The sequence below is a fragment of the Pseudescherichia sp. genome, assembly GCF_031979925.1.
GTDB lineage: Bacteria > Pseudomonadota > Gammaproteobacteria > Enterobacterales > Enterobacteriaceae > Pseudescherichia.
In genome coordinates this window covers 126,337-139,959 of sequence record NZ_DALZFB010000002.1, presented here as the reverse complement: position 1 = coordinate 139,959, position 13,623 = coordinate 126,337, and the positions used below count along the sequence as shown (strand labels likewise).

Here is a 13,623-nt window from a genome sequence, read left to right as displayed (position 1 = left end):
ACGCCACCGGATACGGTCTTATTTACCGCTCTTCACTTTGGTCCACGCGCGGGTTCTTACGCGATCGATTTTCGGCTCCTGCACCTTGAGGGTAAAGAGCTTGGCGAAGACGTCAGCCGGTGGGAAGATCGCCGGGTTTTCGCGTACTTCGGCGCTGATCAGCGGTACGGAAGCCTTGTTGCCGTTAGCGTAGAAGACGTGGTCGCTGATGTGGGCGATAACGTCCGGACGCATCAGGTAGTTGAGGAACTGATAGGCTTCCTCTTTGTTTTTGGCATCTTTCGGCATGGCGAAGACGTCAAAGAAGGCCAGCGCCCCCTCTTTCGGAATGATATAGGAGACGTTAACGCCGTTTTTCGCCTCTTTCGCCCGGTTCGCCGCCTGCCAGACATCTCCTGCCCAGCCGATGGCTACGCAGATGTCGCCGTTGGCCAGATCGTTAATGTACTGGGAGGAGTGGAAGTAGCGGATATTTGGACGCAGCTTCAGCAGCAGATCGGTCGCCGGGCCGGTATAGTCGTCCGCTTTGGTGCTGTTGGGATCTTTGCCCAGATAGTTCAGCACGGTAGCGAAGATCTCTTCCGGCGCATCAAGGAAGGAGACGCCGCAGCTCTTCAGCTTCTCAAGGTTTTCCGGCTTCAGCACCACATCCCAGCTATCGATCGGCACGTCGCCCAGCACGGCTTTTACCTTATCGACGTTATAGCCAATACCGGTGGTGGCCCACAGGTACGGCATCGCGTACTGGTTATCAGGATCGTGCTTCGCCACCAGCTTGAGCACTTCTGGATCCATGTTCTTCCAGTTTGGCAGCTTGCTCTTATCCAGCGGCTGGAACACGCCTGCGGTCAGCTGACGCTCCAGGAAGCTGGCGGAAGGCACTACCAGATCGAAACCGGTGCTGCCCGCCATGAGTTTGCCTTCCAGCACCTCATTGGAGTCAAACACGTCGTAAACAACCTTGATACCGGTCTCTTTTTCAAAGTTTGCCACCGTGTCCGGGGCAATATAGTCAGACCAGTTATACACGTGCAGCGTCTTCTGCTCAGCGGCCAGCGTGCCGGCGGAGACCGCCATCAGGGCACCCGCAACCAGACCAGACAACCATTTTTTACTCAGGGTGGTCATATCTCATTCCTTCTGGAAAGTTCGTGCGTAGACGAACTAAATGTACGCATTAAAGATATGCAAGAATCGTGCATACTTTATCACTCTGCACAGCTTCGGGTATGAGACGCCACCCGGCAGACGCTGCAAGCTTTTTAAAGCAGCGCAAGAATAACTGTAGCCAGGGTTAGAGGCTATAGGTCAGGTAAAAAACCGGGTTTTATCAATTTTTTATTCACTATTTGTCTATGCCATCGTCCGATAGCGCCATCATGGCGGTGAATAAAACTGGCAGGGGGCAGGAAATGCAGAATAAAAGCGGGGAAGATTGCAGCCGCTATGGCAGCGACTGCGCTTATGTCATGTGGGTTTAGTGAAGAAAATTGCGCACCGTTTCACCGGCGACCGCCTCGTCTTCTTCTGCATTAAACAGCAGCTGCTGCGCGCAGGCTTCCAGAATCACCATAGAAACCTGCTCTTCGCTGTGACGCATAAACCAGGCAAACTGCTTGAGATTCACTCCAGGAGCGGCGAACAGAGACTGGCACACCACCAGCTTCGGCAGATTATCATCCTGGATGTCGAGGAAGGCTTTTATCGTCAGCGAGCTGGCGTTAATCGCAGAGAGATCGGCCGCCAGCGCCAGCAGCGCAGTAGGCTTAACCTCTGCCATCGCCGAGAAGAGAACAATATCATCAACCAGATCGATCTTGGCGTCGTAGATGCCGTCAAAGTTTTGCATATGCGGCAGGTGTAGCGCCTGGCAGGTGTCACACTCATAAAAACTGATGCCCAGCTCGTCAAGCCAATGACGCAAGGTGTCCAGACTGGGTACGACGAGTGAATCCATAATAGGGGGTGACCTCTGTAGAAAAATTTGCGGGCATAGCTTACGCAAAAAACGCCCTGTATACCATTTATACTGCCGGAAAAGCGCCTAGCCGCCCGTTTTCAGACAAAAGCCGGGGGTCGCCTGCTGCTCGATCCAGGCAATCATCTTCCCGGCGATGTCCACCCCGGTGGTCTTCTCAATGCCCTCAAGGCCCGGCGAGGCGTTGACCTCCATCACCAGCGGCCCGCGATCGGCTCGGAGAATATCCACCCCGGCGACGTCCAGCCCCAGGGTGCGCGCCGCTAGCAGGGCCATCTCCCGCTCGCGCAGGGTAATGTTGGCCACCGTCGCCACGCCGCCCCGGTGCAGGTTGGAGCGGAAATCGCCCTCTTTCGCCCGCCGCTCGATAGCGGCAACCACCTCATCCCCCACCACCAGGCAGCGAATGTCGCACCCCTTCGCCTCTTTAATGTATTCCTGCACCAGGATGTGGGCGTTCAGGCCGCGAAAGGCGTCAATCACGCTCTCTGCCGCCTGGCGTGTCTCCGCCAGCACTACGCCGATACCCTGAGTACCCTCCACCAGTTTGACCACCAGCGGCGCGCCGCCGACCATGTCGATGAGATCGCTGGTGTCATCCGGTGAGTGGGCGATGCCGGTAACCGGGAGATCGATCCCCTGACGCGCCAGCAGCTGCAGCGAGCGCAGCTTGTCTCTGGCACGGGTAATGGCGACGGATTCGTTGAGGGGGTAGCTGCCGAGCATCTCGAACTGGCGCAGCGCCGCCGTACCGTAGAAGGTAATGGCGGAGCCAATGCGCGGGATCACGGCATCAAAGTAAGGGAGCTGGCGGCCCTGGTAGTGGATCGATGAGGCTGCCGGGCTGATGTTCATATAGCAGGAGAGCGGATCGAGGATCTCGATCGTATGGCCCCGCTGCTGCGCCGCGTCACGCAGACGTTTACACGAATAGAGCGTTCCATCCCGGGACAAAATGGCAATTTTCACCCTGCACCTCTCTACAATGACAGTGTCACAGCTGCCCCGCTATCATACACGCAGCGAGACGCAGGATGAACGGGATTTATCGCGTTGCCCAGCCCTGCTTATGCAGATAGTCAAGAATAAACGGACGGTTCTCTTTAATGATGGTGCGGCGGATATGATCGCTCCAGGTATCGCGACGGTTGTTGCTGCCGCGGGTCATATAGTACTCCGCCAGCTCTTCGTCATACCGCGCCAGCACGTCGGCATCTACCGGCTGATAGCGGTTCTCATGCACCACCATCGTGGCAGGCAGGCGCGGTTTCACATCCGGGTTATCCGCTGGCCAGCCGAGGCAGAGGCCAAACAGCGGCAGCACATGCTGCGGCAGGCCAAGCAGCGCGGTCACCTCTTCAATGCTGTTGCGGATGCCGCCGATATAGACGCCGCCCAGTCCCAGGGATTCAGCAGCCACCAGCGCGTTCTGCCCCATCAGGGATGTATCCACCACGCCCAACAGGAGCTGCTCGGCAAGGCCCAGCTGCGCATCAGGGCAGATTTGCAGATGACGATTGAAGTCGGCGCAGAATACCCAAAACTCCGAGGCCTGGGCGATATGCTGCTGGCCCCCGGTCAGCGCCACAAACTGCTCGCGCAGGGCCGGATCGGTTACACGAATAATTGAGGAGCACTGCAGGAAGCTGGAGCTGGAGGCCGCCTGCGCCGACGCGATAATCGCTTCGCGCTGCGCCTGGCTGATAGGTTCCTGAGTGAAGTGGCGGATTGAGCGATGGGCACGCAGCAGATCGATAGTTGGGGTCATCTGATTTTCTCTGGCAGTGTCATTTAAACCGGCATTATAGGTGATTTTTTTGCGGATGATTTGGTGAAACATAGCCTTATGGCATCGAAACGACAGGCAAAACCTTCTTTCTATTACCTGAGGTAATCGGCATGATACCCCTAATCATTATCTGGCTTAACGTTAAGGAGAGAGTATGTTTGCTGTAATCTTTGGACGCCCTGGCTGTCCCTATTGCGTACGCGCAAAAGAGCTGGCAGATAAACTGAGTGCCGAGCGTGACGACTTTAGCTATCGCTATGTCGATATCCATGCGGAAGGGATCACCAAAGCCGATCTGGAAAAGACCGTAGGCAAGCCCGTTGAGACCGTGCCGCAGATCTTCCTCGATCAGAAGCACATCGGTGGCTGCACCGACTTTGAAGCCTATGCCAAAGCGCATCTGGGTCTCTTTGCCGAGCAGTAAGCACGTCCGGGGGCGTTAACCGCGCCCCCGCCTCACCAGCAGGCTACGAATAAACAGATAGCAGAGCGCCCCCAGCGCGCACCAGAACACTGCGCTAAACAGCCACGCCATCTCCTGCCAGACAGAGCGTATCGGCGTCATGAAGAGCAGCATCAGCACGAAGCAGACCGTTGCCCCCAGCATTGCGCCAACTACCGGCAACACCACGCGACGTTTTGTTGAGATAAAGCTGGCCACCGCGCCGGGAATGATAAAAAAGAGCAGCCCCAGCTCAGGATGGCCGGCAGGCTGGAAGGCCCCTCTCACGTTCAATATATGTGACAGGTAGACCACAATAAAAAGCAGGAAGCAGCAAAAAGCGCCCGCCCAACCACGTTTAGACTTCAAATAATCCTCCTGACATCGCCTCTATCGAACATTTCTTCGCCCCAAAGGAACGTTCGGTTTGATAAAGCAGTGTGGCAATCCTTGCCAAAAAAGCACCCACGCGAATGCGCGATTCTTAGCTAGCCGTTGTTTATCAATACGATTAAACTAACGGCCTGATCTGTTTTGCGGTCATTGTTTTATTTTGCAGCAGCATGACGCTCAGGCCCGCTGCCTTAAGAAAAACATTAGCGTAAATCATCATTTCTTTCAACAGCTTACTAGTAAACAAGAAGTTAGCCTCCGTGAATATAAACGTCGCAGATTTGTTAAATGGGAATTACATACTGTTATTATTTGTGGTGCTGGCGCTGGGCCTGTGCCTCGGAAAATTACGGTTAGGCTCGGTACAACTCGGTAATTCCATTGGCGTTTTAGTGGTTTCGCTATTATTAGGCCAGCAGCATTTCGCCATTAACACTGACGCCCTGAATCTGGGTTTTATGCTGTTTATTTTTTGCGTGGGCGTGGAAGCCGGACCCAACTTTTTTTCAATTTTCTTTCGCGACGGCAAGAATTACCTGATGCTGGCGCTGGTGATGGTCGGCAGCGCGCTGCTGATTGCGCTGGGGCTGGGCAAACTGTTCGGCTGGGATATCGGCCTCACCGCCGGGATGCTGGCCGGATCGATGACCTCTACGCCGGTGCTGGTGGGTGCGGGGGATACGCTACGCCATTTGGGCATGCCCAGCAGTCAGCTCACCACCGCGCTGGATCACCTCAGCCTCGGCTACGCCCTGACCTATCTTATCGGGCTGGTTAGCCTGATTTTCGGCGCGCGCTATATGCCGAAGCTACAGCATCAGGATCTCCAGACCAGCGCCCAGCAGATCGCCCGCGAGCGCGGTCTCGACACCGACGCCAACCGCAAGGTCTACCTGCCGGTGATCCGCGCCTACCGCGTTGGCCCGGAGCTGGTGGCGTGGGCCGACGGTAAAAACCTGCGCGAGCTGGGGATCTACCGTCAGACCGGCTGCTACATCGAGCGTATTCGTCGCAACGGCATTCTGGCGACGCCGGACGGCGATGCAGTTTTACAGATGGGAGATGAGATCTCGCTGGTGGGCTACCCTGATGCCCATGCCCGCCTCGATCCCAGCTTCCGTAACGGTAAAGAGGTCTTTGACCGCGACCTGCTCGACATGCGTATCGTCACCGAAGAGATCGTGGTGAAGAACCACAACGTGGTGGGTCGCCGCCTCGCCCAGCTGAAGCTTACCGACCACGGCTGCTTCCTGAACCGGGTGATCCGCAGCCAGATTGAGATGCCTATCGACGACAGCATCGTGCTGAATAAAGGTGACGTGTTGCAGGTGAGCGGCGACGCACGACGGGTAAAAACCATCGCCGACCGTATCGGCTTTATCTCTATTCACAGCCAGGTGACCGACCTGCTGGCGTTCTGCGCCTTCTTCATCGTCGGTCTGATGATCGGCATGATCACCTTCCAGTTCAGCTCGTTTAGCTTCGGTATCGGTAACGCGGCGGGCCTGCTGTTTGCCGGGATCATGCTTGGCTTCCTGCGTGCCAACCACCCTACCTTTGGCTATATCCCTCAGGGGGCGCTGAACATGGTGAAGGAGTTTGGCCTGATGGTCTTTATGGCGGGCGTCGGCCTGAGCGCCGGAAGCGGCATCGGCCACGGCCTTGGCGCGGTGGGCGGACAGATGCTGGTTGCCGGGCTGTTGGTGAGCCTCGTACCGGTGGTGATCTGCTTCCTGTTCGGCGCCTACGTGCTGCGGATGAACCGCGCCATGCTCTTCGGCGCGATGATGGGGGCACGCACCTGCGCCCCGGCGATGGAGATTATCAGCGACACCGCGCGGAGCAACATTCCCGCGCTCGGCTACGCGGGCACCTACGCCATCGCCAACGTGTTGCTGACCTTAGCCGGGACGCTGATCGTCATCATCTGGCCCGGCCTCGGATAACTCTGAAGATAGTCGGTTGCGTAAAAATTTTCTGGCATCACGCGAACTTTTTATAGAAGTGCCAGTCATAACTATTGCCACTGCTTTTCTTTGATGTCCCCATTTTGTGGAGCCCATCAACCCCGCCATCTTTGGTTCAAGGTTGATGGGTTTTTTATTGCCTGAAATTCTGCCTATTCATAATCAGTCCCTTAGACTCCAACCATTCCTTTTATGGCGACAGAGTGGCGGCAGCGCTACGACAACCAAGGCAGTTCCAACCCAGAAGGCCCGTAGATATAACCACCACTAATCCAAAACTTACCGCCATACCTGGGACCATAGATGTAGTTTCCGCTTACCGAACATTTCGAACAGCGACTCATCCACCCGTTTCAGGGTCAGACTGAACTCAATCCGCCTGGGCATTCCGCTTTCAAAAAATTCCGTTTTGGTCTGGCTCAGGTTCTCGATCACAAACATACCGTAGATAGTCCCACTGCCCTCAATAAGCGGCCACGCTTTGCCCAGCTCCGCCATCTGCTCCAGCGCCAACAGTGACAACCTGCCACCGGTCACTTCCGGCAGCAGCACACCAGAAAGTGTCAGGGATTCGTTGTCCGGTCCAAGAAACTGCGTGGACGGGCGGCGGTTCACCCGGTTGTTGACCGCGTGCCGCCAGCTGAGCTGATACTGCAGCTCCTGATACGGCACGGTGCGCAGCATAAAACATACAAACCCAGCACCATCATCATGAATCGTATCCCCCCTGATCGCTGTACTTGCTGCGCGCCTTCGCCCTGGCCCGGCGCTCACGCTCATCGAGCTGGCGCCCCACTTCACGGGCAATGTCCGGCTGGGCGGTGATATGAATCGGCGCATTAATTTCGTAGCGGATCACCGGCGGCGGGCTGTCAGTCTTCACCGGCTGCACCTGATATGCCCTGACCGGCAGGCTGCCGGTACGGATCAGGTTGGTGATAAGGCGCATGATTTCTGTGAGTTGTGCGTTCATGCTGGTAAATCTACTGAGCGTCATCGTCCCGTACCACTGGCTAAAATTGTTTAATCCATGGCACAATGGGACATCTTTTGGAAGGATTAAACATGAAAGAAAATATAAATTTTTTTATTAAAAAACTAATAAATAAAGCATTTCCTGAGTTCAGTAATAAAGTAACTTGGACCTTAATTACTGTAGGTATCGGCATACTTGCCTTACCCGCCCCCACGTATTTGCTTTTTATTAATTTATTGATAGATTTCTACAATAAAAAAACCAACTCAAACATAAATCTCATTGAGATTAACAATATCACCCCAAGCAGTGGCATTGCTTTAACACTAATTATTACTGGATTAATTTACCATCTAATTATCAAAGGGTTTCAGATTTATTCTGAAATGATTAAAGAGAATAACGATAAAGAAATACAAAAGAATAAAAGAACAGCCGACATAAGCCTTTATGAGAAATTCATAGATTTATTCCCTCCAACATCATTCTCAGTAAGGCTATTAAAGGACCAAGACTTTGGCAATCCATACCATGAAAATGCTGTTAAAGACTTTGATCAGTTGAAGTATGGATGGGGTCATGCGAACCAGCATTTTCACGATCAAGAAATTGAAGACAAAGCCAAAATTCTTTATCAGGAGATAAATAAATTCAACACATTCTTAGCTATCAATACAAATTATATCAACCAAGGCCCGTTAATAAGCATGCTTACTGACTGGGACCGTGCCATGGATATGGAATGGGAACCACAAACAGAAGCAAATGTGAAAAAAGCTAACGAATGGGGTTCAGAAATTCATGCAATTTATTGTGACTTCATTGATTCCACAAGGAAGAAGCTTGCCATCTAGTCACAATTTATAATGCGAGCCAGTGAAGCATATAATCTTGGACAACCCCTTCTATTTGATCGTTTGTCCCCAGCAACCGCCGCTCAGCATAACGCACTTCCGGCCCCCACGGCTTACACGATCACGTAAGCCGTAATGATGTACCCGTGCAATTCGCTGCACCTTCCCTGCAAACTGCACGCTGGTAGAATCCGCGCTGGCGGCAGTTTTCAGGTATTTCGCCGTGCGTAGCTTTGCAAACATCTGCCGTTCAATGTGCCCTTTTTTAGTCCGCGCAGTGACCTTTCGCGGCTCGTACCCGCTGCCGTCCGGGTTGCGCTGCAGCCGGATGTTCTGCTGCTGATTCCGGCGCAACTCCTGCGCCAGTTCGCGCATCATGCGCTGACGTGCGGCAGGCTCCATATTCGCCAGCAGCACGGCCAGCCACTCATCGACTTTATGCAGATTATCCACGCTTCGCTGTCCACATTTCTTCTGGCTCATCGGGTTCCGGCTCAGCCTCAACTGTCGAGATAGCGCCGTCGGTGCTGACCAGCAAGCGCTCCATCAGCTGCAGGTTCAGGCTAATATCACACACGTCGTTGCGCAGAATATCCACCTCAAAGGTGAATAGCTTCTCACGCAGTTGTAGATTGTTGATGGCATCCGCCTGACTCACTTTCAGCCACAGCAGCACCGGGGCCATCAGCAGGTTCTGGTGACCGCTGAAATCTTCATCACCACGTTCAGGGTGTAGCGGTATTCCCACGACATGGACTGCGCACCGGTTGCCACCAGGGAGCCATTATCCACGAACAGATGCAGCTTGTCTGGGTCATCGCGCACATAGGGCACCGCCCTATTCAGGGCGCGGCGTAAGGACTGCGGCTTGTTCACTGTTTCGCTCCTGACACGCCACGACCGTGTCTACTTTGTCGGCACAGACCACCCAGGCGGCCTCGGTTTTGTCCAGCACCGCGTTCAGGTCACCGTTAGTTCGCGGCGCTGACGGGTTCAGACTGCACGGCGTCACTCTCGGACAGCCACTCACGGTAAGCTGCATCTCCGGTGATGGCGGACCTTTCGCGCAGCCTGACAACATCAGGAGACAAAAGAGTGTCAGCCCAGCGGCGTAAATCTTCGTTTTCACGTTTAAGCTCCTCGATCCGGCTCTGCCGCTGATGAAGCAATGCGCGCGAGTCTTCTGCCGCCGCATAGAGCCGCGTCTGCTCACGGCTGTTGGTTTCGGTCAGAATGGACAGGCCGATCAGCTGGCTGTTTTTCTTCGCCAATTCCAGGCTTTTGCTTTTCAGCGCTTCGCCCTTGGTTTCGATGGTGTGGCTGGCGTTATTAGGCCGGCACGACTGCCAGTCCAGCGCCGCCAGAAGCATTAGCAGAATAATCACCAGTGCCCGACTCATTCCCTCACCACGCAGCCGTATGAATTCACCAGAGGGAGCATCTTCCACCTGATGGAGCCGGACCTGAACCAAAAGATTTACGGACTGCCGGAATACCTGTCCGCCATTCCTTCCGCCCTGCTGAATGAGTCCGCTACGCTTTTCCGCCGGAAGTATTACAACAACGGCAGCCATGCAGGTTTCATCATGTATATGGCCGACGCCGCGCAGAACCAGGAGGATGTGAACAGCATCCGCCTGGCGATGAAAAGCGCCAAAGGGCCGGGCAACTTTCGCAACCTGTTTATGTATTCGCCGAACGGGAAAAAGGATGGGATCAGATCATCCCGTTGTCAGAGGTCGCAGCAAAGGATGAGTTTCTGAATATCAAGAACGTGAGCCGGGATGACATGATGGCAGCACACCGCGTTCCGCCTCAGATGATGGGGATTGTGCCGAGTAATGTTGGGGGGTTTGGGGATGTGGAGAAGGCGGCTAATGTGTTTGTGCGGAATGAATTACTACCGTTACAAAAAAGATGGGTGAAGTAAACGACTGGTTAGGGCAAGAGGTTTTGCGATTTGAGTCATACTCCTTGGCGTAATTTCTCTTGTAAATTAAAATGCTTTGCTGTTGGATAGTGTTAACCAATTTTTTATAAGTGGAAAAAATCGTGGTACAGCAAGCATGGTCCTTTAAAGCAATTGAGAAAGACGATCTTAGATATTGGGGTAATGATGGTTATCATGATGACTCATCAGTTTTCTATCGCTATGACAGTTTTGTAGCGAACTACAAAAATGTAAAAAACGGTGATATTGTTATTATTACCGACAGAGAAAGTGTCTTAGGCATATCTGTTATTGAGAAATTAGAAACACAGAGCATTAATAAGAAACGTAACAAATGTGTCTATTTGGACTGCAAAGCAAAAAAAATCCTGCCAAGGAAAACTATAAAACCAGAGTGGCGTTGTGATAAAGGCCATGAATTTGATGAACCAAGAGTGATTTTCGAGCCAGCTAAAGAATTTATAGCAAACTACGGCACTCAGTACCGTACACTATCCGATATTACAATGTCACAACTTATAGATAAAACTCCACGCTACAATGGGCAAATGTCCATCCAAGAAGTTAACTATCCTTGGGCTGTTGCTTTGCTTACTTCCCAACCTACTATGATTCTGGATCTAAATGCTAGCGAAGCCGATAAAGACATTCCCACTTTGACGAATGAAGATCAACGGAACGTTGTAGAGCGGCAAATAAAACAACGACGTGGGCAAAAAACATTTCGAGACAAGCTATTAAAATCAAACCCTATTTGTGCGGTTACAGGATGTAAGCTTGTTGATATTCTTGAAGCTGCTCACATTGATGCATATCGAAACGACAGTCACAATCACATTAGCAATGGATTATTGCTCAGAAGTGACATTCACACTTTATATGACCTAAATCTTTGTGCTATAGATCCGACCACAAAAACCATTCATTTTTCAGCGGATGCTTTGGAAAATGGGTATTCGAAATTTGAAGGTTTAAAGATAAGTATTAAACACACTATCGCAATAAAATCACTATTAACTAGGTGGAAGTCCTTTAACATTTAAGTACCCTGTTGATATGTAATACCTAGCGATAACAAATGGGCGCCTTTAGTATCTAAGGCGCCCATTTGCATAGCACTATAGCACTAGGGAATCACTGACCCATGCCTTATTATGGCCCGCACGATAACAATCATAAAGTAATAAATCTGATCTTGTATCCGTTGCGAGTTCAATTTCAGGGATGTAATAACTTGCTGGATTGCTATTATCTAGTGATATTGAAAAATTTTGATTAACGATCGTTGAAAGAGATGTATTGGCATCCAATAAACCAAATGGACCATACTTTACACAGTACATTACAACACAAGCAGCAACTGCGTCCATTACGTTTTCTAAAGTTGAAAAGTGAAACGCCCCTGATCTATCATGTTTAGTTTTATTATATGCATTATACCATGGCAAAGAAGTTGTGGGGTTATTTGCATTCCATCCATCAAAAGGTTTGAAATGTCTTAATCCGTCATAATTCAAATATTTAATTTTATATTCAGACAGATAAAGCTTATCTAGTAATCTTACATAATCATTTGTGGAGTACCGACCATTTGAACGAGATAAATTTGTTTTACCAATGATTGAGACCCATTGATTTTCAACCTCAGTACAAGCAAGAATTAATAGCTCTCTACATTTATGACTGTAAGAAATCAAACCATGGGTACTTGGTTCAACATATAGAAAAATATCATCAAGCTTTTCTATCAAAACTCTTAGGGCTTGCTCTGTTGCTCTTTTTTCAAACTCATCGATACCTAATGCTGTTTCTATATCATTGACATAATATAAGGATGGCCGCCACACTCCCTTAGTGACATGTCCAACTTCATTATCTAAAGGGGATATGTTCTGAGCCCCAAATACCCTCTGAACCCAATCATTAAGAGTTCCGCTTCGTTGCTCAATAACAGTTAACCCAACTGATATTACATTAAATCCAACGTCACGCCCATACAGATGCACAAAATGACTTGTTGTTTCATAAGCGTAACCGAATTTGTGCTTTTGATGTGTTGTTGTTTCAAAGTTAGGAATGCGTGTATGAGTGTTTTCGTACCAGATTCCGTTCATCATCACCTCTAATGAGAGTCGATTATATTTCATTGGCTTATATGAGTAATACTACACTAAGTTGTTCCTGTGACAGCTACTATCTAAGCCACTTCAGGCATGCAGCGCGCTCGTATCCCCGCCACGCCTGCCTGATTTATGTAGTGGTTTTAATGCAGGTGCTTGACGGACTAGGAAGCGCGCCAGTTCTGGAGGCCCCGACCCATTTGGATCATGCGAATCCATACATCATAGGCATGCACTGCTTTCTCATACCGCAGGATGCCATATGGGAGGGAGTTTCCCATGGTGCGAAATCACTAATGCGTACTCTTATCATGTCCTACTCCATATTTATTCAGCTTGGTACTCAGATCGCTAGTCTGCTCCGACAGCCACGAGATCGCCACCTCCTTGTCGCCACCGCTACTACCTGAGCTGGCAACCAGCCGGGCCATAAGTGCTATCCGCTGCAATGAAGGTGACTCCATGAGCAAATCGTTCACAATTCTCTTCCAATATCACTGCTTATACATACAGTGCATTATATGATTTAAAAGCTGAAGTAGTTTTTTAGTCAGCTAATCCATTGATTGTAGACATACCATTTCCGTACACCTTTTGTACAATTTACGCCATTTGTCATCCTCATGCAGACGCTAGTTTCGGTAAAACAGACGCAACCCAGCTCAAAATGGCAGACTGCCGTCACGCAGAAGCAGATCCAGTGCCGTTTCACTCGCGTCAAAACCTCTGAACCTCAGCTCCGCATCGAGCTACAGCCGTTGATGCTCTGTAACTTCCTGTTTGTATCCTTTCTGGCGTTTCGGTTTTACCACTTGTAGCCTCGTGGCCAGTTGTCGCAGTTCCTTTATGCTCATATTCTTGTAATCTGAGATAATTGGAAAAATTTTAGTTAACTGCCTGCTGCGATAAAGGAATTTTTATGACAACGAAGTCGGAATCGAATGATGAACTGAGTGAAAATAGTGAGCTTAGGGCCGTAAAGCGTCTCTACGAGCTTACTATTCGTAATCTATACGTACAGTGCAATATACCTTCGCGTTTAGAAAATGCTTTTTTAACTTTTTTCGGATTATGTGAACTGCACCGCACTAGCTCGTTTTCCCTTTGCCGATAAAGATTATGTGCTGTTTGGTCTCTTGATTAGCAATAAAGA

At 50.8% G+C, this 13,623-nt stretch carries 12 protein-coding genes and 5 pseudogenes; 5 read left to right on the top strand and 12 right to left on the bottom strand.

The window, feature by feature from the left end:
• Positions 1–18: 18 nt before the first annotated feature.
• From potF to nfsA, 4 genes are all read right to left on the bottom strand, one after another.
• Positions 19–1,128, bottom strand: a complete 1,110-nt coding sequence (potF, locus tag RTM13_RS04060; protein ID WP_312210342.1) for a spermidine/putrescine ABC transporter substrate-binding protein PotF — start codon at positions 1,126–1,128, stop codon at positions 19–21.
• 349 nt (positions 1,129–1,477) lie between these two features.
• Positions 1,478–1,957 carry a YbjN domain-containing protein gene (locus tag RTM13_RS04055; protein ID WP_312210340.1) on the bottom strand — a complete coding sequence of 160 codons (480 nt, stop codon included), beginning with the start codon at positions 1,955–1,957 and terminating at the stop codon, positions 1,478–1,480.
• 87 nt (positions 1,958–2,044) lie between these two features.
• Positions 2,045–2,947, bottom strand: coding sequence for a 30S ribosomal protein S6--L-glutamate ligase (rimK, locus tag RTM13_RS04050; RefSeq protein WP_312210338.1), 903 nt, complete (start codon positions 2,945–2,947; stop codon positions 2,045–2,047).
• 76 nt (positions 2,948–3,023) lie between these two features.
• Positions 3,024–3,746 (bottom strand): oxygen-insensitive NADPH nitroreductase, encoded by a 723-nt coding sequence (gene nfsA / locus RTM13_RS04045; protein WP_312210337.1) that lies wholly within the window; start codon positions 3,744–3,746, stop codon positions 3,024–3,026.
• A gap of 175 nt (positions 3,747–3,921) precedes the next feature.
• Between nfsA and RTM13_RS04040 the strand changes: the two genes are divergently transcribed.
• Positions 3,922–4,191, top strand: a complete 270-nt coding sequence (locus RTM13_RS04040; RefSeq protein WP_312210335.1) for a GrxA family glutaredoxin — start codon at positions 3,922–3,924, stop codon at positions 4,189–4,191.
• A gap of 15 nt (positions 4,192–4,206) precedes the next feature.
• Here RTM13_RS04040 and RTM13_RS04035 read toward each other — a convergent pair whose 3' ends face one another.
• Entirely contained in the window at positions 4,207–4,578 is a 372-nt protein-coding gene (locus tag RTM13_RS04035) for an inner membrane protein YbjM (protein WP_312210333.1), read from the bottom strand.
• 284 nt (positions 4,579–4,862) lie between these two features.
• Between RTM13_RS04035 and RTM13_RS04030 the strand changes: the two genes are divergently transcribed.
• Positions 4,863–6,548, top strand: a complete 1,686-nt coding sequence (locus RTM13_RS04030) for an aspartate:alanine antiporter (RefSeq protein WP_312210331.1) — start codon at positions 4,863–4,865, stop codon at positions 6,546–6,548.
• Positions 6,549–6,887: 339 nt separating this feature from the next.
• Here RTM13_RS04030 and RTM13_RS04025 read toward each other — a convergent pair.
• Together RTM13_RS04025 and RTM13_RS04020 are read right to left on the bottom strand one after the other, a co-directional pair.
• A pseudogene (locus tag RTM13_RS04025) lies at positions 6,888–7,282 on the bottom strand (phage tail protein); the annotation flags it as partial.
• A pseudogene (locus tag RTM13_RS04020) lies at positions 7,279–7,485 on the bottom strand (hypothetical protein); the annotation flags it as partial. The pseudogenes RTM13_RS04025 and RTM13_RS04020, both read right to left, overlap by 4 nt.
• A gap of 149 nt (positions 7,486–7,634) precedes the next feature.
• Between RTM13_RS04020 and RTM13_RS04015 the strand changes: the two are divergent.
• Positions 7,635–8,399, top strand: a complete 765-nt coding sequence (locus RTM13_RS04015) for a hypothetical protein (protein WP_312210329.1) — start codon at positions 7,635–7,637, stop codon at positions 8,397–8,399.
• A gap of 7 nt (positions 8,400–8,406) precedes the next feature.
• On the opposite strand, the pseudogene RTM13_RS04010 reads toward RTM13_RS04015, so the two are convergent.
• The 4 genes and pseudogenes from RTM13_RS04010 to lysB form a co-directional block, all read right to left on the bottom strand.
• Positions 8,407–8,852 (bottom strand): annotated as a pseudogene (locus tag RTM13_RS04010) (phage virion morphogenesis protein).
• A pseudogene (locus RTM13_RS04005) lies at positions 8,845–9,275 on the bottom strand (phage tail protein). Before RTM13_RS04005 ends, RTM13_RS04010 begins: the two co-directional pseudogenes overlap by 8 nt.
• Complete coding sequence (lysC, locus tag RTM13_RS04000) at positions 9,238–9,480, bottom strand: Rz1-like lysis system protein LysC (RefSeq protein WP_312210327.1); 243 nt, start codon at positions 9,478–9,480, stop codon at positions 9,238–9,240. The pseudogene RTM13_RS04005 and the gene lysC overlap by 38 nt, the downstream one beginning before the upstream one ends.
• Complete coding sequence (gene lysB / locus RTM13_RS03995; RefSeq protein WP_312210325.1) at positions 9,371–9,799, bottom strand: Rz-like lysis system protein LysB; 429 nt, start codon at positions 9,797–9,799, stop codon at positions 9,371–9,373. Before lysB ends, lysC begins: the two co-directional genes overlap by 110 nt.
• Here lysB and RTM13_RS03990 point away from each other — a divergent pair.
• Together RTM13_RS03990 and RTM13_RS03985 are read left to right on the top strand one after the other, a co-directional pair.
• A pseudogene (locus RTM13_RS03990) lies at positions 9,797–10,382 on the top strand (phage portal protein); the annotation flags it as partial. The gene lysB and the pseudogene RTM13_RS03990 sit on opposite strands and share 3 nt — an antisense overlap.
• A 69-nt stretch (positions 10,383–10,451) precedes the next feature.
• On the top strand, positions 10,452–11,393 hold the full coding sequence (locus tag RTM13_RS03985; RefSeq protein ID WP_312210323.1) for an HNH endonuclease signature motif containing protein: 942 nt from the start codon (positions 10,452–10,454) through the stop codon (positions 11,391–11,393).
• A 75-nt stretch (positions 11,394–11,468) separates the two neighbouring features.
• On the opposite strand, the gene RTM13_RS03980 is transcribed toward RTM13_RS03985, so the two are convergent.
• The gene (locus RTM13_RS03980) at positions 11,469–12,467 is read right to left on the bottom strand and encodes a hypothetical protein (RefSeq protein WP_312210321.1); all 999 of its coding nucleotides are present in this window, start codon (positions 12,465–12,467) and stop codon (positions 11,469–11,471) included.
• Positions 12,468–13,623: the final 1,156 nt, after the last annotated feature.